Annotated in this window: 11 protein-coding genes; 2 read left to right on the top strand and 9 right to left on the bottom strand. The window is 56.7% G+C overall.

From position 1 onward, the window contains the following. Positions 1-64: 64 nt before the first annotated feature. Positions 65-1321, bottom strand: a complete 1257-nt coding sequence (gene glyA, locus B2590_RS13900) for a serine hydroxymethyltransferase (protein WP_286811252.1) — start codon at positions 1319-1321, stop codon at positions 65-67. A 366-nt stretch (positions 1322-1687) separates the two neighbouring features. Here glyA and ettA point away from each other — a divergent pair, with 366 nt between their 5' ends. Both ettA and radA read left to right on the top strand, forming a co-directional pair. After that, positions 1688-3349 carry an energy-dependent translational throttle protein EttA gene (gene ettA, locus B2590_RS13895; protein WP_286811251.1) on the top strand — a complete coding sequence of 554 codons (1662 nt, stop codon included), beginning with the start codon at positions 1688-1690 and terminating at the stop codon, positions 3347-3349. Then, the gene (gene radA / locus B2590_RS13890) at positions 3349-4728 is read left to right on the top strand and encodes a DNA repair protein RadA (RefSeq protein ID WP_036203607.1); all 1380 of its coding nucleotides are present in this window, start codon (positions 3349-3351) and stop codon (positions 4726-4728) included. Before ettA ends, radA begins: the two co-directional genes overlap by 1 nt. A 168-nt stretch (positions 4729-4896) precedes the next feature. Here the strand turns inward: radA and B2590_RS13885 are convergent, their stop codons facing one another. The 8 genes from B2590_RS13885 to pilQ all read right to left on the bottom strand — a co-directional run bounded on the left by B2590_RS13885 (position 4897) and on the right by pilQ (position 18234). Further along, complete coding sequence (locus B2590_RS13885) at positions 4897-5265, bottom strand: PilZ domain-containing protein (RefSeq protein WP_286811250.1); 369 nt, start codon at positions 5263-5265, stop codon at positions 4897-4899. A gap of 240 nt (positions 5266-5505) precedes the next feature. Continuing rightward, positions 5506-6576 carry a uroporphyrinogen decarboxylase gene (gene hemE, locus B2590_RS13880; protein WP_286811249.1) on the bottom strand — a complete coding sequence of 357 codons (1071 nt, stop codon included), beginning with the start codon at positions 6574-6576 and terminating at the stop codon, positions 5506-5508. A 122-nt stretch (positions 6577-6698) separates the two neighbouring features. Beyond that, the gene (locus B2590_RS13875) at positions 6699-8117 is read right to left on the bottom strand and encodes a glutamate synthase subunit beta (protein ID WP_286811248.1); all 1419 of its coding nucleotides are present in this window, start codon (positions 8115-8117) and stop codon (positions 6699-6701) included. A 77-nt stretch (positions 8118-8194) separates the two neighbouring features. Next, positions 8195-12643 carry a glutamate synthase large subunit gene (gltB, locus tag B2590_RS13870; RefSeq protein WP_286811247.1) on the bottom strand — a complete coding sequence of 1483 codons (4449 nt, stop codon included), beginning with the start codon at positions 12641-12643 and terminating at the stop codon, positions 8195-8197. 256 nt (positions 12644-12899) lie between these two features. Further along, on the bottom strand, positions 12900-14333 hold the full coding sequence (locus B2590_RS13865) for an AAA family ATPase (protein WP_349678094.1): 1434 nt from the start codon (positions 14331-14333) through the stop codon (positions 12900-12902). Between the two features lie 28 nt (positions 14334-14361). Further along, positions 14362-15456: a 3-dehydroquinate synthase gene (aroB, locus tag B2590_RS13860; protein ID WP_286811243.1), complete on the bottom strand. Its 1095-nt coding sequence runs from the start codon at positions 15454-15456 to the stop codon at positions 14362-14364. Beyond that, positions 15449-16015 carry a shikimate kinase AroK gene (aroK, locus tag B2590_RS13855; RefSeq protein ID WP_199448565.1) on the bottom strand — a complete coding sequence of 189 codons (567 nt, stop codon included), beginning with the start codon at positions 16013-16015 and terminating at the stop codon, positions 15449-15451. Before aroK ends, aroB begins: the two co-directional genes overlap by 8 nt. 128 nt (positions 16016-16143) lie before the next feature. Beyond that, positions 16144-18234, bottom strand: coding sequence for a type IV pilus secretin PilQ (gene pilQ, locus B2590_RS13850; RefSeq protein ID WP_288354271.1), 2091 nt, complete (start codon positions 18232-18234; stop codon positions 16144-16146). Positions 18235-18282 lie beyond the last annotated feature (48 nt).

Here is an 18282-nt window from a genome sequence, read left to right as displayed (position 1 = left end):
TCAGAAGCTCCTGCAAACCATCGGGCCAGGCAACAAGGCCTGCCCGAGGGCGCAATCAGGCTATTTAGCCGGCGTAAACCGGGAACCGCGAACACAGGCCTTCAACCTGCTCACGAACCCGGTCATTAACGGATTCATCTTCCAGGCTATCCAGGATATCGCACATCCAGCCAGCCAGATCGCGACACTCGGACTCTCCGAAACCACGAGTGGTCACCGCGGGCGTACCGATGCGCAGGCCGGAGGTGACGAACGGCGAACGCGGATCGTTAGGTACTGCGTTCTTGTTCACGGTGATGTGCGCTCGGCCCAGGGCTGCGTCTGCATCCTTACCGGTGATGTCCTGTTTGATCAGGCTGACCAGGAACAGGTGATTCTCTGTACCACCGGAAATCACATCGAATCCGCGGGACACAAACACCTCAGCCATGGCCTTGGCATTCTTGATCACCTGTTTCTGATACACCTTGAACTCGTCGCTCATGGCTTCCTTGAAACAAATCGCCTTGGCAGCAATAACGTGCATCAAGGGGCCGCCCTGGCCGCCAGGGAATACAGCGGAGTTAAGCTTTTTCTGCAAGTCGGCATCGTCACAGGCCAGGATCAAACCACCACGGGGGCCACGCAGGGTCTTATGGGTAGTCGTCGCAACCACGTGGGCATGAGGTACCGGGTCTGGATAAACACCAGCAGCCACAAGACCTGCCACGTGGGCCATGTCCACAAACAGATAGGCGTCAACCTTATCGGCAATCGCGCGGAATCGGGCAAAGTCCAGCTCCTGGGAGTAGGCTGAGAAACCGGCGATGATCATCTTGGGTTTGTGCTCAACGGCAAGGCTTTCCACCTCATCGTAATCGATCAGCCCCGTGTCCGGGTTCAGGCCATACTGGACGGCGTTGTAGATCTTGCCGGAGAAGTTGACGCTGGCACCATGGGTCAGGTGCCCACCATGGGCCAGGCTCATGCCCAGAACCGTATCACCCGGCTTGAGCAGCGCCATGAATACGGCAGAGTTGGCCTGTGAGCCGGAATGCGGCTGCACATTGGCGTAGGCAGCACCAAACAATTCTTTGGCCCGGCTGATGGCCAGGTCCTCGGCGATGTCGACAAACTCACAGCCGCCGTAATAACGTTTGCCGGGATAGCCTTCGGCATACTTGTTGGTCAGCGCACTACCCTGGGCTTCCATCACCCGGGGGCTGGTATAGTTCTCAGACGCGATCAGCTCGATATGAGCCTCCTGGCGTTTCTCTTCCGCCTGAATGGCGTTCCAGAGCTCGTCGTCAAAACCGGCGATTTTCATATCACGATTAAACATGGATGCGCTGCCCCTATGTGCTTAGCTGCCCGAAAAAATGGGCCGCTATTCTATCTTACAAATGGGTAAAAAATCACCCTTTATGCCGTCCGCAGATACCGACACGCCGCCGCCTGCGCTTTTTGCTCAATTGCTATCCCCGGTTGGTTTCGATACCTTACTCGGTCAATATTCATTGGTTGCGGCTACTAGCTATTGGCGTTACGGCCATCGGTCAGGGCGATCCGGGATACGCTGTGAATACGTCCCTGTACGCTCGACAAAATCATCCTTGATTTTGACGATCCCGGATCGCCCTGACCGACGGCCTTAGTCAGACACCATCAGTAATTCCGACACTTACACTCGCAAGAAGGATTCCGACACATGGCGCAATACGTATACACCATGAACCGCGTGGGCAAGGTGGTTCCGCCCAAGCGTGAAATCCTCAAAGACATTTCCCTGAGCTTTTTCCCAGGCGCGAAAATCGGCGTACTGGGCCTGAACGGCGCTGGTAAATCTACGTTGCTACGCATTATGGCCGGTATCGACCAGGATTACATTGGTGAGGCCCGCCCCCAACCCGGCATCAACGTCGGCTACCTGCCCCAAGAACCGGAACTGGACGACGCCAAGACCGTCAAGGAAATCGTCGATGAGGCGGTCTCGGGCGTCCATAACGCACTGGCGGAGCTGGATCAGGTCTATGCCGCCTATGCCGAGCCGGATGCCGACTTTGATGCCCTCGCCAAGAAACAGGGCGAACTGGAAGCCTTTATACAGGCTTCCGACGGCCACGATATTGAGCGCAAGATGGAAGTGGCGGCCGATGCCCTTCGCCTGCCGGCCTGGGACGCCATGGTAAAAAACCTCTCCGGCGGTGAGCGCCGCCGCGTGGCGCTTTGCCGTCTGCTGCTGTCCAGCCCGGACATGCTGTTGCTGGACGAGCCCACCAACCACCTGGATGCCGAATCTGTAGCCTGGCTGGAACGCTTCCTGCACGACTACACCGGCACCGTGGTTGCCATCACCCACGACCGCTACTTCCTGGACAACGTGGCCGGCTGGATTCTGGAGCTGGATCGTGGTCAGGGCATTCCGTTTGAGGGCAACTACAGCCAATGGCTGGAGAACAAGGAAAAACGCCTGGAAGTTGAAGCCAAACAGGAAGCATCTCGCCAGAAGACCATCAAACACGAGCTGGAATGGGTGCGCAGCAACGCCAAAGGCCGTCAGTCCAAGAGCAAGGCCCGCCTGGCCCGCTTCGAAGAAATGAGCTCCCAGGAATTCCAGAAGCGCAACGAAACTAACGAACTATACATCCCACCTGGCCCTCGCCTGGGCGACAAGGTGATTGAGATTGATGGTATCAGCAAGTCCTTCGATGACCGTCTGCTTTACGAAGACGTGTCGCTAAGCGTTCCCCCGGGTGCGATTGTCGGCATCATCGGCGGCAACGGTGCAGGCAAGTCCACGCTGTTCCGGATGATTGGCGACTACGACAAACCGAACTCCGGCACCATCACCGTGGGTGAAACCGTCAAGCTGGCCTACGTGGACCAGATGCGGGACCTGAACGGCGACAACACCGTCTGGGAAGAGCTCAGCGACGGCAACGATATTATCAAGATCGGTAACTACGAAACCCCGTCACGAGCCTATGTAGGTCGTTTCAACTTCAAGGGCTCCGACCAGCAGAAGCGTGTGGCCGACTTGTCGGGCGGTGAACGCAACCGCCTGCACCTGGCGAAACTGCTCAAGGAAGGTGGCAACGTGCTGCTGTTGGACGAACCGACCAACGACCTCGACGTGGAAACCCTGCGTGCCCTGGAGGAAGCCCTGCTCAACTTCCCAGGCTCCGCTTTGGTGATCTCGCACGACCGCTGGTTCCTGGACCGTGTGGCCACTCACATCCTGGCGTTCGAGGACGATGGTGAAGTGGTCTACTTCGAAGGCAACTTCAGCGAATACGATGAAGATCACAAGAAGCGGAAGGGCGACTCTGCCATGGTGCCCCAGCGCATGAAGTATAAGAAGCTGGCCTGATGGCAAAAGCAAAAACCGCCTATGTCTGCTCCGAATGCGGTGCGGATTATTCAAAGTGGCAGGGGCAATGCACCGCCTGCCAGGCCTGGAATACGATCAGCGAGGTCCGCGGCATCAGTGGCGGCAACGCCAAGGGTGCCCGCGGCGCCCGCTTTGAGGGCTTTGCGGGCAGTCTCTCAGAGGTAAAAAGCCTTGACGACGTCAGCCTTGCCGAACAGCCGCGCATCAGCTCCGGCATGCAGGAGTTTGACCGCGTTCTGGGCGGCGGGCTTGTGGAAGGTTCCGCCATCCTGATGGGCGGCCATCCGGGCGCTGGTAAGAGCACCCTCTTGCTTCAGGCGGTCTGCCACCTGGCGTCCAGCGTTCCAGCCCTGTACGTCACAGGCGAGGAATCGCTGCAGCAGGTCGCCATGCGCGCCAAGCGTCTGGGGCTGCCCACCAAAGATTTGAAGATGCTCTCGGAAACGAGTGTCGAGCGGGTCATGCAGGTTGCCGAGGCTGAAAAGCCGCGCATTCTGGTGGTGGACAGTATCCAGGTTATGCATGTCGCCGAGTCGGAATCCGCTCCAGGCAGTGTCTCCCAAGTTCGCGAAAGCGCAGCTTACCTGACCCGCTTTGCCAAGCAGACCGGCACCATTCTATTCCTGGTGGGCCACGTTACCAAGGATGGCAGCCTGGCTGGGCCGAAAGTACTGGAGCATATGATCGACTGCTCCATCCTGCTGGAAGGCTCCAGCGATAGCCGTTACCGCACCCTGAGGGGCATCAAGAACCGCTTTGGCGCGGTTAACGAACTGGGCGTGTTTGCGATGCTGGAACAGGGCCTGAAGGAAGTGAAGAACCCCAGTGCCATCTTCCTGAACCGCGGCGAGGAGGCAGCTCCCGGCAGCGTGGTGATGGTGGTCTGGGAAGGCACTCGGCCTATGCTGGTGGAGATTCAGGCGCTGGTGGATATGGCCCAGGGGGGATATCCGAGACGCGTTGCTGTGGGCCTGGATCAGAACCGGCTGGCGATGCTGCTGGCGGTGCTGCATCGCCATGGTGGCATGCATGTGTCGGATCAGGATGTGTTTGTGAATGTGGTGGGCGGCGTGAAGGTTAACGAGACCAGTGCGGATTTGGCGCTGCTTGCGGCCATCGTGTCGTCCTTCCGCGACCGTGCCCTGCCTCAGGATCTGGTGATCTTTGGTGAGGTTGGCCTTTCTGGTGAGATTCGGCCGGTGCCCAGTGGCCAAGAGCGCATTTACGAAGCTGCCAAGCATGGGTTTACCCGCGCTTTGGTGCCTAAGTCTAATGCGCCTCGTAAGGCTATTGAGGGGATGAAGGTTATTCCCGTGACCAAGCTTAGTGATGCGTTGTCGGCTTTGGAGGAGCTTTGAGACTTGGTTTCTAGCCTGGTTTTTTGGTGCCGGGCAGGATTGGAAGGGCCTTTCCAAAAAACGCTTCAAGCACATCCATGTGCGCTTGGGCTCCGCCATCCATGGCTCCGCACATTTTTGGAAAGGCCCTTCCAATCCCGCCTGCAAACCTGGCAGTTTTCTCCGGAATTAATCAATCAAATGCGCAAACTCTCTCTCCAGCAACGCCTGATCGCCAAGATTCAACTCTACCAGTCGTTTTAAATGGGTAGCGCTCTCAAGATCAATGTACTGGCACTTGAACCCCAGCCGCTCTTTCTCAATATGCCGTAACTCCACTGCCATCACGATTCCAGTCTCATGATCGTCAAGATGGATTATTACTTCACAGGGCTGTTTCAGCGGCACATTCCACCCCTCTGGCCGTTTTACCAGTACACCCTTCAGTGAAATATCCAGCACTTCACTGACCCACACTTCATCCTGCCAATGCAGCTCGCATTCGGCATCGAAGGAGATTCTGTGGAAACGGCGTTTTTCGGGAGCTTTTGCGGCCAACGGGTGCCTCCTGTTGAGCGGTCATGTTTGATATGACTATAGACCGCACAGGAGGTTCTATCTAGCGCTATTACTAAACAACGAAGATCTTCGGAGCGTTAACGCGAATGTGCGAAAAAGGGTGGTTGCCGGGCCGTTCCAAAACCGTGGAGCGCCAAGGATGGCGCGACCGAGCCCTACATGGACGTATTTACGGGCGTGTTTTGGAAAGCCCCAACAACCGCCCGCCACTCCCAACCATCAGTCTTGCAGGTGATACTCCGGACTCAGCTCAGTCACCGCACGGATAAACGCCCCGGCATGCTCCGGGTCAACGTCCGGGGTGATGCCATGCCCGAGGTTGAAGATGTGGCCGGGGCCGGTGCCGTAGCGGGACAGGATATCCGCTACTTCCTGGCGAATACGCTCGGGCGGCGCGTACAGCATGGCCGGATCCATATTGCCCTGCAGGGCAACCTGATCGCCAATGCGAGCACGGGCGCTGCCAATATCCGTGGTCCAGTCCAGACCGACCGCGTCAGCACCGGATTCCGCAATCGACTCCAACCATTGGCCGCCGTTTTTGGTGAACAGGATCACCGGCACACGGCGACCGTCATTTTCACGAATCAGGCCGGCGACGATTTTCTTCATGTAATTCAGGGAAAACTCCTGGTACGCCCAACTGCTCAGCACACCGCCCCAAGTATCAAAAATCTGGACCGCCTGAGCACCGGCGCGAATCTGGCCATTGAGATAATCAATCACCGAGTCCGCCAGGTGATCCAGCAACTGATGCATCACCTCCGGCTGGCCGTACATCAGCTTCTTGGCCTCGCGGAAATCCTTGGAGGAGCCACCTTCAATCATGTAAGTGGCAAGCGTCCAGGGGCTGCCAGAGAAGCCGATCAGCGGAACGCTGCCATTGAGCGCGCCACGGATGGTGGACACTGCATTCATCACATAATCCAGGTCTACTTCCGCATTGATCTTGGGCAACGCGGCTACATCTGCAGCAGAGCGGACAGTGTTGCGGAATTTCGGGCCCTCGCCGGTTTCAAAGTACAGGCCCAGCCCCAGTGCATCAGGAATAGTAAGGATGTCTGAAAACAGGATGGCAGCGTCCAGAGGGAAACGCTCCAGTGGCTGCAACGTCACCTCACAGGCCAATGGTGTGTTCTTGCACAGACTGAGAAAATCGCCGGCTTTCGCCCGGGTCGCGCGGTATTCTGGCAGGTATCGGCCTGCCTGACGCATCATCCATACCGGTGTGCGATCAACGGGCTGACGCATCAGCGCACGCAGGAAACGGTCGTTTTTCAGCTCGGTCATAGCATTCCCAGTCTGCTGTCTGTCAAAAGTTAGGAGGGCAATGATACCCGGTTTGTGGCAATAAAAAAGGGCGGCCCGCCATCCGCAAGCCGCCCTTCTCGTCCAGATAAAACCGGAGGCTATCAGATATCCAGGTAATCCATGATACCTTCCGCCGCCTGGCGGCCCTCCCAGATAGCCGTTACGACCAGATCCGAACCACGGACCATATCGCCACCGGCGAATATCTTGGGGTTGCTGGTCTGGAAGCCGAACTCCACTTCCTCCGGGGCGCTGACACGGCCAGAGTCGTCGGTGTTTACCTTCAGCTCGTCAAACCAGTCGGCCGGGCTTGGGCGGAATCCGAAAGCTACCAGAACCGCATCGGCCGGAATCACTTCTTCACTGCCAGCGACCACTTCCGGACGACGACGCCCGTTTTCGTCAGGCTCGCCGAGGCGAGTCTGAACCACCTTGACCCCCTCAACCCGGTCTTCGCCAATAATAGCGATCGGTTGACGGTTGAACATGAACTTAACGCCTTCTTCCTTGGCGTTGGACACTTCCCGGCGCGAACCCGGCATGTTCTGCTCGTCACGACGGTAGGCACAGGTAACACTCGCTGCCTGTTGACGAATCGAGGTGCGGTTGCAGTCCATGGCGGTATCGCCGCCACCGAGCACAACCACTCGCTTGCCTTTCATGTCGATGAAATCGTCGGCGTCTTTCTCAAACCCAAGACGACGATTCACGTTCGAGACCAGGAACGGCAGTGCATCGTGAACGCCAGGCAGATCTTCGCCCGGGAAACCGCCTTTCATGTATGTGTACGTTCCCATGCCCATAAAGACAGCGTCGTACTCTTCGAGGATATCCGCCATCATTACGTCTTTGCCTACCTCAGTGGAAAGGCGGAACTCCACGCCCATTTCCTCAAAGACTTTGCGGCGGCGAGTCATCACAGACTTTTCAAGCTTGAATTCAGGGATACCGAAAGTCAGCAGGCCGCCGATTTCCGGATAGATATCGAAAACCACCGGTTTTACACCATTGCGCACCAGAACGTCGGCACAGCCAAGGCCAGCAGGACCGGCACCAATCACCGCCACTTTTTTGTCTGTCCATTTGACGGCAGACACATCCGGCTTCCAGCCCAGAGCAAAGGCTGTGTCGGTAATGTATTTTTCCACTGACCCGATGGTTACTGCGCCGTAGCCGTCGTTCAGGGTACAGGCCCCTTCACACAGCCGATCCTGCGGACAGACGCGGCCGCAGACTTCAGGCAGGGAATTGGTCTGGTGACAGAGCTCCACAGCCCTCATGATGTTGCCTTCGGACACCAGTTTCAGCCAGTTCGGGATGTAGTTGTGTACCGGGCACTTCCACTCACAATACGGATTGCCGCACTCCAGGCAGCGATGCGACTGTGACGCAGCATGATCCTGGGTGTATGGGTGATAGATTTCACCAAACTCTTTTTTGCGCTTCTTTGCCGGTACTTTTTTCGGGTCGACACGCCCTACTTCGACAAACTGGAAGTCGTTACTCAGTCGTTCTTTCATTGTGACGCTCTCATCAGACTCAATTTCGACGCGGGCGCTGCCTCACCGGCAACGCCCTCAACCTGTTTCAACCGCCTTTACTCGGGACGTGCCCGGGTGCTGGCCAGCAGGCTGCGAAGGTTCGCCGCCTTGGGCTTGACCAGCCAGAAGCGGCCAATGTAATCATCGAAATTGTCAAGAATATGCTCTGCCCACTCGCTCGCGGTTTCAGAAATGTGCTCGCGGACCACACCGCGCAGGTGATTACGGTAGGACTCCATTTCCTCGCTGGATATCCGCTGAATCTCCACCAGCTCATGGTTGTACTTATCCACGAAGGTGTTGTTCAAATCCAGCACGTAGGCAAAACCACCCGTCATGCCGGCACCGAAGTTGTGACCGGTGCTGCCAAGAACCGTGATCAGGCCGCCCGTCATGTATTCACAACAGTGATCGCCCACACCTTCTACCACCGCATGGGCGCCGGAGTTACGAACACCGAAACGCTCACCGGCGGTGCCAGCGGCAAACAATTTGCCACCGGTTGCACCGTAAAGACAGGTATTACCTACAATCGAGGTGTCCTGGGTTTTGAAGTCGCTTCCGGCAGGCGGCCGAATCACCAGCTTGCCACCGGTCATGCCTTTGCCGACATAGTCGTTGGCGTCCCCTTCCAGAAGCAGATTAAGTCCGCCCACGTTCCAGACACCGAAGCTCTGGCCGGCGGTGCCAGCCAGATCCAGAGTGATGGGTGCCGAAACCATGCCCTGATTGCCGTGCAACTGGGCAATCTCACCCGACAGGCGAGCGCCAATCGACCGATCACAGTTTGTGACTCGGTAAGACCAGTTACCACCGGCCTTTTCAGCTATTGCCTCCGCAGTGTCTTTCACCATCTGCTCGGCAAGTTTGCCTTCGTCAAACGGATGATTACGCTCCACCTGACAGGTATTGGGCTTGTCCGCCGGAATGTGGTCGTTTGACAACAGACGCGTCAGATCCAGCTTCTTCTGGCGTGGGGTGTCGCCGGGCAGACGCTCCAACAGATCTACACGTCCCACCAGTTCCTCCAGGTTGCGAACGCCCAGTCTGGCCATCCACTCCCGGGTCTCGGTCGCCACGAACCGGAAGAAGTTCATGGCCATTTCAACCGTGCCCTTGAAGTGTTCCTCCCGCAGGTGCTCGTTCTGGGTCGCGACGCCGGTGGCGCAGTTGTTCAAGTGACAGATACGCAGGTACTTACAACCCAGGGCCACCATTGGAGTAGTGCCGAAACCGAAGCTTTCAGCGCCGAGGATGGCACCCTTGACCACGTCCAGACCGGTCTTGATACCGCCATCGGTCTGCAAGCGGATCTTGCCCCGCAGGTCGTTGGCACGCAGCGCTTGCTGAGTTTCACTCAGGCCCAGCTCCCAGGGCGAACCGGCGTAACGGATGGAGGTCAAAGGGCTGGCCGCCGTACCACCGTCGTAGCCGGAAACCGTAATCAGGTCCGCATAGGCTTTCGCCACTCCGGCTGCGATGGTGCCTACACCAGGCTCGGATACGAGTTTTACGGAAACCAGCGCACTCGGATTAACCTGCTTGAGATCAAAGATCAACTGCGCCAGATCCTCGATCGAATAGATATCGTGGTGCGGTGGTGGCGAAATCAGCGTCACACCGGGCACTGAATAACGCAGGCGGGCGATCAGGTCATTGACCTTGCCACCAGGCAACTGACCGCCTTCTCCCGGCTTGGCACCCTGTGCCACCTTGATCTGCATGACATCGGCGCTGCGAAGGTACTCTGCGGTGACGCCGAAGCGGCCAGAAGCCACCTGCTTGATCTTGGAACGTTTCTCCGTGCCATAACGGGCCGGATCTTCCCCACCCTCTCCGGAATTTGATCGCCCCCCCAGAGTGTTCATGGCCACTGCCAGGGCTTCGTGAGCCTCCGGGGAAAGCGCACCAAGAGACATGGCTGCAGAGTCGAAGCGCGGGAATATATTTTCCACCGGCTCAACTTCCGACAAATCAATGGCTTTAATGTCCTTGCGGAATCCCAGCAGATCCCTCAGCGTGGAAACAGGGCGTTCGTTTACCAGCCCCGCGTACTCCATATACTGGCCGTAATCACCACTGGTTACGGCTTCCTGCAGCTTACCAACGACATCCGGATTGAAAGCGTGGTACTCCTGGCCGTGGACGTACTTCAACAGACCGCCCTGGGTGATGGGTTTGCGATGTTTCCAGGCCACGGCCGCCAGCTGTTCCTGATCCTGTTGGAAATCAAAGAAACCGGCGCCCTGGATACGGCTGGGAACACCTTTGAAACACAGATCCACCACGTCGTCCGCCAGGCCAATCGCCTCAAACAGCTGTGCCCCCCGGTAGGAGGTAATGGTGGAGATTCCCATTTTGGACAGGATCTTCAGTAAGCCCTTGTTGATGCCCTTGCGATAGTTATTCTTCGCATCGATGGGGTCCATCATCAATTCGCCGGTGCGGATCAGGTCGTTAAGCACCTGGTACGCCAGGTACGGATAGACCGCCGTAGCACCAAAGCCAAACAGCACAGCAAACTGGTGCGGATCGCGGGCCCAGCCGGTCTCAACCAGGATATTGGAATCACAACGGAGGCCTTTCTTGACCAGGTGATGGTGAACGGCACCGGTTGCCATCATGGCATTGACCGGCAGCTCACCCTCTTTCAGGTCCTTGTCGGTCAGGATCAGTATGACCTTGCCACTACGGACTGCCTGCTCAGCTTCGTCACACACGGTACGCACGGCCTGCTCAAGCCCCAACTCCGGACTGTAGCTCATGTTGATACGAGCAACTTCGAATCCGGGCCGATCATTGTTGGCAATCTTCAGGTATTTGGCCGGCGAGAGCACCGGTGTTGTCAGTATGATTCGGTTGGCGTGCTCCGGCGTTTCTTCAAACACGTTACGTTCCGCGCCAATGCACGTCTCCAGGGACATCACAATGGATTCCCGGAGTGGATCAATGGCCGGGTTGGTCACCTGGGCAAATTTCTGACGGAAGTAGTCCGCCACATGCCGGACGCGGCTCGACAGCACAGCCATGGGAGTATCGTCGCCCATGGAGCCTACGGCTTCCTGGCCGTTTTCCGCCAGCGGGCGCAGTACCTGATCGCGCTCCTCATAAGACACCATGAACATCTTCTGGTGAATATGGAGTTCGTCTGACTGCATCAGCTTGAAGTCAGGCGTGTCCTGATTCAGCGTGGTCTCCACCCGTAGGGAATTCTCCCGCAGCCAGCGCTTGTAGGGCTGCGCCGACTTCAGGCGATTATCCACGTCTTTCGTGTGCAGGACTTCGCCGGACTCGGTATCAATAGCAAGCATTTGCCCCGGACCCACACGCCCCTTGGCCACCACGTCTTCGGGCTTATAGTCATAGGTGCCGATCTCGGACGCCAGAGTAATGAAATCGTCTTTGGTGATAACCCAGCGAGCCGGGCGAAGTCCGTTCCGATCCAGCATACAGACGGCATAGCGACCGTCGGAGAGAACCAGGCCAGCTGGCCCATCCCACGGCTCCATATGCATGGAGTTGTACTCATAGAATGCCCGCAACTCGGAATCCATGGTATCCACATTCTGCCAGGCAGGCGGAATCATCATTCTCACGGCACGGAACAGGTCGACACCACCGGCCAGCAGCACTTCCAGCATGTTATCCATGCTGGAGGAATCAGAGCCCGTCAGGTTAACCAGCGGCTGCAGCGTCTGTAGGTCCGGCAGTTCCGGTGCGCTGAACTTGGCGGCACGGGCAATCGCCCAGTTACGGTTGCCGTCAACGGTATTGATCTCGCCATTGTGGGCGAGATAGCGGAACGGCTGCGCCAGTGGCCAACGCGGCATGGTGTTGGTGGAAAAGCGCTGGTGGAAGACACAGATAGCGGTCTGCAGGTCCGGATCACCCAGGTCCTTGTAGAAGTTCGCCAGGTCTGCCGGCATCATCAGGCCCTTGTAGGCCAGAGTGCGGTGGGACAGGCTGCAGATATAGAATTCGGAGTCATCGGCCATGTCCCGCTCAGCGTGACGGCGACCCACAAACAGCGCAATGGCGAATTCCTGCTCGGTTTTACCGGCGGGAACCACAAACATTTGCTCTATCCATGGCAAACAGTCGAGCGCCATCGGCCCCAGGCAGCTGTCGTCCGTAGGCACTTTGCGCCAACCCATGATTTCCAATCCCTGCTCTGCCAGGCGCTTTTCCACTGCAGCACGGCCAGCAGCGGCCTTGTTCTCGTCCGGGTTAAGAAATACCTGACCCACAGCGAACAGCTCTTCAGGCTCTTTACCAAATTCTGCTTTGGCGGCCTTGCGCAAAAAGGCATCCGGGCTCTGGATCAGGAGGCCACAACCATCGCCGGTCTTTCCGTCTGCAGCGATACCACCTCGGTGGGTCATGCAGGTCAGTGACTCGATGGCAGTTTGCAACAACTTGTGGCTGGCCTCACCCTTCATATGGGCGATCAGACCGAAGCCGCAGTTGTCCCTGAATTCATCGGGATGATACAAACCTGTCATCATAAGCGTTCTCTCGCGTAGAAATGCTTTTCAATCAAAGGGTTATTGGCAATCAGACAATAAACTCACCCTTCGACACTGAAAATGGGGGCTGGCTATTTTACACGCGTAGAAATACGTACTCAAACCAAAGCGTTTTTATTTTAGGGGGCGAGCACGCTCAATACGAGTACTGCGTCAGACAGCACGCACCATGAAACAGAGACTCAGGTTATTGTTTTTATGGAATTAAGTAGAAAAAACAGGCAGGCACCGACAATCAAAAATCGCGTGATTGCCGAATCCAGGGAGACTGGTCCCGCAAGGCCTGAGGAAGACGTTCAACTGCTTTTCGAGCTTCATCGCGCGAGGGAAACTCGCCGTAGAAGCCGACAAACCAGTCCTGGTCCTGTCTCTGGGTATAGGTATAGAGTATACCGGAAATGGACTCGTACCGATCCATCAGATTCAGCACCGTTTGTTCCTGATTCCCGGCTATCAACTGGACAGTCCAGCCCTCACGTGCCTTTACGCTCTCAAGCTCCATAAACACAGCCGGACGGGAGGGTTCAAAATCGGGCTCTGGCTCTGGCTCTGGCTCTGGCTCTGGCTCTGGCTCTGGCTCTGGCTCTGGCTCTGGCTCTGGCTCTGGCTCTGGAACAGGCTTATCAGGCTCGTCCGTCAGGGGCAACTCTGGCTCAGCGGCCGGCTCTGACAATCCTGCGCCGGTATCAACCGGGTCAATATCCGGATTGCCAGGACCAATGGTGACACTCTTGCGTATGACTTCAGGCTCAGGTTCTGCCTGCTCTCGTGCCACAGAATCATCATATTGCTGCGATACAAGCCACCAGGAACCGGCAAGCATAACCAAAGCCAGCGCAGGCCAACGCAGATTAATCGGCACCGAAAACGTCCGTTTGGCGCCATTTTCAGTCGATACCATATCCAGCCATACGGCTGGTGTCACTCGCTTGAGACGGGAAAAACTCCCCTGACTCAAACTGTGCAACTGTGACAACTTCCCTGGCGACAGCAAGTCCTTGGCACTGCCACCAGCGCGGTGCACCCGGGGCTCCAGGTACGCAGCGACTTCCTCTTTTGTCAGTGGGCGAAGATGAATCTGATGCACTCCGGCACCGTCTCCTGACAACCCAAGCATTTCGATCAATCGCCCGCTGCCACTGAACACGGGAACCGCCGTCGCAGAGCGATCTGCAGCCTCAAAGGCCGAAAACAACAGCCTCAGCAACTCGGCAGGTGCACGATCCGCATCATCAATCAACAGAACCATTCGCTGGCCCTTCCGAGCTTTGATTTCAGACCATCGAAAAAAGCCGTAGATGGCGTCGCGCGCACCTTCGCCGGGGTTCAACCCTTTATGTGCAATACCGAGTAGCGCCCGTGACAGCGCCTGCGTACTCGTCAGTGCGGCGGCCGACACTCGATGAAAATCGAGACGGGAGGACTCGCTCCTCACCAGTTCCGCGAGCAACCGGCTTTTGCCCGCCCCGACATCACCAGTGAGAAGCAAAGCGAGGTCACCAAAGCCACAGAGGTGGCGAAGCGTTTCCAGGGCATGGTGGCGGGAGGCATCCGGAAAGAAGGGTGTTTCCATATCCAATGGATCGGCCCTCAACCCATAACGCTCCTGGAGTCGCGGAAACAGGCCGCCACCGTCATGACTGTTGAGCCCTTCGTCATTCACCGTCATTCCCTGTCTTTTCCCTGATCAGACCTTGTCAGACTTCATCGCAAAATACTCGAAGCGTGGCATCCAGTTCTCGTCTATCCACCGCATCCGTCACCACCGCATCCCCGAGTCTGCGCAGGAGAACCAGGCGTAGCGAACCATCCACATTCTTCTTATCGACCGCCATCAAGCGTAAAAAGTCATCGGGCGACATGCCCACCGGCGCACGCCCCGGAAGCCTGGCTCGCTCGATAATGCGCACCACCCTGGCACGGTCCTCTTCCGTTATCATGTCCTGGCGCAGGGAAAGATCCGCTGCCATCATCATGCCGGTGCCGACAGCTTCACCGTGCAGCCAGTTGCCATACCCAGCAAACGTCTCGATGGCATGACCGAACGTGTGCCCCAGGTTGAGTATCGCTCGCAACCCGCCTTCCCTTTCATCCTTCGCAACAACGTCCGCCTTACAGGCGCATGAACGATAGATGGCCTCCACCAGAGCCGACGTTTCCAGATCAATGAGCGACGTAATTTCTTGCTCTAGCCAGGCCAGAAAATCGGTGTCTCGAATCAGGCCGTATTTGATGACTTCAGCAAGGCCAGCCGACACCTCCCGTGGAGAAAGGCTTCTCAGGCTGTCGGTATCGATCAGTACGACTTCCGGTTGATGGAAGGCACCAATCATATTCTTGCCCAACGGGTGATTGATGCCGGTTTTTCCTCCGACTGAGGAGTCCACCTGCGACAACAATGTCGTCGGAATCTGAATAAAAGGGACACCACGCTGGTAGGAAGCGGCGGCAAACCCGGTCATATCGCCGACCACGCCACCCCCCAACGCAACAAGCGTGGTTTTGCGGGAATGACGCTTCTCCAGCAAACCGTCGAAGATACGGTTCAGTGTCTGCCAATCCTTGTATTTTTCGCCGTCAGGAAGCACAACCGTATCCACTTGCTTGCCGGGGAAACAGGCGCGAGCTGACTCGAGATACAATGGAGCAACCGTTTCGTTGGTCACGATCATGACCTGAGAGCCAGAGACACAGGGGCTCAGATCGTAGCTACCTAGCAGTCCCTGACCGATAACGATTGGGTAACTTCGATCGCCCAGCTCAACCGTCAACTCCCGCAGTGAGTCACGCATGATTTCTGCCTTCCTTACGTATTTGCCTTTTGTGGCGCGGCGTCCTCGGATTAATTCGATTTACCAATTGCCGAACGACCAGTCTCGGACTCTTGCGATCAGTAAACATGACGATATCGGCCAGTCGCGAATAGATCGGATCCCGCACAGCAAACAGGTTTTTAAGGACCGCCTCGGGATCATCGTTCTGCAACAGGGGGCGATTTCGATCCCGCCTTGTTCTTTCAACCTGCTGCTCGATCGAGGTTTTCAGGTATACCACGACAGAATCACGCTTCAGGTGCGCGTAATTCTCTTCCTTCATCACCGCGCCACCGCCGGTCGCCAACACTGTCTGTGAGTAGTCGGCCAACTCAGCCAACATCGCTGTTTCACGCTGCCGAAAACCGTCTTCCCCTTCCACATCGAATACCCAGGGAATATTGGCACCACAACGCTCTTCAATAATCCGGTCGGAATCGAGAAAACGATAGCCCAGCTCCTTGGCCAGCATGCGACCAATTGTGCTTTTTCCCGCACCCATTGGGCCAACCAGGACAACTCGTTTTGGCAAGGACATAACTTCCGCTCATCTACATTCCGGCGCGTGAGAATATCACAGGGTAACGTTTTCCATAAGCTTCAGGAAATGAACCGACAAAAAAACCGCCGTGCGAACACGGCGGTTTTTTGTCGGACGCAACCAGACTATTGAATCAGGTCGCTCTTGATGATCTTTGGTGTGATGAAAATCAACAGCTCGCTACGTTCATCGACATGCTCAGTGCGCTTGAAGAGGCGGCCCAAGTAGGGAATATCACCCAGGAACGGCGTCTTGGTAGTTGTGGTAGCTACTTCTGATTGGAAAATACCCCCCAGGACCACAGTTTCGCCGTTTCCAACCAACACCTGCGTCGTTACCTCGTTGGTGTTGATCGCCGGAATACCGGCGGTTACATCGCCACGAGAGTCCTGATTAACCACCAGATCCATAATAACCTTGTCATCCGGGGTAATCTGAGGCGTTACCTCGAGGGCCAATACAGCTTCCTTGAAGGATACAGAAGTCGCACCACTGGAAGCGGCCTTCTGGTATGGAATCTCTTCACCGGATTTGATCCTGGCGGTCTGTCGATCGGCCGTCACAACACGGGGCTGGGATACAACTTCTGCCTGCCCGTCACTCTCCAATGCAGAGAGCTCCAAGTCCACAAGAAAGTCATCGCTCCCCCAACCAATCGCGAAGGACGACGCTCCCTGACCTGAAACACCAAGATCAACTGCCAGCGCGCCTGGGAAAGTAATAGTACTGTTGGTGCCATTGGCCGCATCACGAGCCTCGCCAACAGCTCCCTGAGAGCCACCGACAGAGATAACACTGCCATCGCCCCTGACGTCATAGGCAGCACCACCCCAGCGAACCCCCAGGTTTTCGGCAACATTGGTCTGCGCCCTTACAATTCGCGCCTCAATGGAAACCTGACGAACCGGAACATCCCAGGTCGAAACCAGACGGCGAATCTCATCAAGCTTTTCCGAGGTTTCACGAACACTGATGGTGTTGGTGCGAGCATCCGAAGACACAAATCCCCGAGAGGAGATCAATTCCTCATCCGCCTCGATCAGCGCAACAACATCCCCGGCCTTGGCGTAGTTCACCTGAATGATATCCAGGCGAACCGGCGCAAGTTCAGCGATCTGCTTGGAGGTTTCCAGCTCAAGCTTTTCACGGGCGGCAATTTCATCAGCCGGCGCAACCAGCAGTACATTGCCGATCTGGCGCTTGTCCAGCCCCTTGGTCTTCAGGATCAGGTCCAGAGCCTGGTCCCAGGGCACATTCTGCAGACGCAGCGTAATACTGCCACTGACCGTATCGCTGGCAACAAGGTTCAAGCCGGTAAAGTCTGCAATCAACTGCAATACAGAACGAACCTCGATGTCCTGGAAGTTAAGAGAGAGCTTATCGCCAGTGTACGGGAACTTCTCCTCACGACGAGACTCGGCTTCCTCTTCCGTCAGCCTTTCCACGCTGACAGTAAACTGGGAACCAGACTGATAGGCAATATAGTCGTAATTACCTTCCGGACGAATTTCCACAACCGCATTGCCGTCTTCCGTAAAGGTATCAATACGGGTCACAGGCGTTGCAAAGTCAGTTACATCGAGGCGCCGGCGAAGATTGTCAGGCACACTGGTGCCATCCATCGTCAGGCGAATCTTACCTCCTAGTTCGGACAAGTCCACGGAAGTACTGGCGCTGCCCAGATCCACAATCACACGACCTTCACCGCCCTGTCCGCGCCTGAAATCAACCCCGGCGAGCCCGCTACCAGAGGACGAGGCGGATGAACTTGTTTGTCCACCTGAAGTTGCGGTGGACATGGAAGAAGCACCCGAGCCGGAAGCAGCAACACCGCTGCCCTGACTGCCGATCGTCACGACCAGATGGTTCTGGGCACGCACCGTCTCATAGGGGGCCAACTCTGCCAGATTGAAGATCAGGCGAGTGCGATCCTTGGTTTCGACAACCGTCATGCTCTGGGCGTTACCTCCCCCGAGCGAAATATTGCGACTGTCGAGGCCGCTGGTCGTGTCCCGGAGGTCCACTGCGATCCTGGCAGGTCGCTCGATCGTGTACCCGGTAGGTTCCGGTGGCTGGCCGTCAAACGACAGCGTCACCTCGACCCGATCCCCGGACAGCGATGAAAACGACACGTCTTCCAGCGTGACCGCATTGGCCAGGCCGGATAACAACCCAAAAGCAATCACGCCGACGTATACATTGAGTTTTCTGAACATCGCTAGCCTCGACCCCAAACTTTTTTGTTCATGCATGTTTCTTTCAAT

It is taken from the genome of Marinobacter sp. UBA3604 (assembly GCF_002375325.1).
In the GTDB taxonomy this organism is placed as follows: Bacteria; Pseudomonadota; Gammaproteobacteria; order Pseudomonadales; family Oleiphilaceae; genus Marinobacter; species Marinobacter salarius.
This window is presented reverse-complemented; position numbering and strand designations above follow the sequence as displayed.

Coding starts and splice junctions, on each gene's coding strand:
- glyA (WP_286811252.1), bottom strand. CDS start 1,321: ATGTTTAATCGTGATATGAAAATCGCCGGTTTTGACGACGAGCTCTGG.
- ettA (WP_286811251.1), top strand. CDS start 1,688: ATGGCGCAATACGTATACACCATGAACCGCGTGGGCAAGGTGGTTCCG.
- radA (WP_036203607.1), top strand. CDS start 3,349: ATGGCAAAAGCAAAAACCGCCTATGTCTGCTCCGAATGCGGTGCGGAT.
- hemE (WP_286811249.1), bottom strand. CDS start 6,576: ATGACCGAGCTGAAAAACGACCGTTTCCTGCGTGCGCTGATGCGTCAG.
- B2590_RS13875 (WP_286811248.1), bottom strand. CDS start 8,117: ATGAAAGAACGACTGAGTAACGACTTCCAGTTTGTCGAAGTAGGGCGT.
- gltB (WP_286811247.1), bottom strand. CDS start 12,643: ATGATGACAGGTTTGTATCATCCCGATGAATTCAGGGACAACTGCGGC.
- B2590_RS13865 (WP_349678094.1), bottom strand. CDS start 14,333: ATGACGGTGAATGACGAAGGGCTCAACAGTCATGACGGTGGCGGCCTG.
- aroB (WP_286811243.1), bottom strand. CDS start 15,456: ATGCGTGACTCACTGCGGGAGTTGACGGTTGAGCTGGGCGATCGAAGT.
- aroK (WP_199448565.1), bottom strand. CDS start 16,015: ATGTCCTTGCCAAAACGAGTTGTCCTGGTTGGCCCAATGGGTGCGGGA.
- pilQ (WP_288354271.1), bottom strand. CDS start 18,234: ATGTTCAGAAAACTCAATGTATACGTCGGCGTGATTGCTTTTGGGTTG.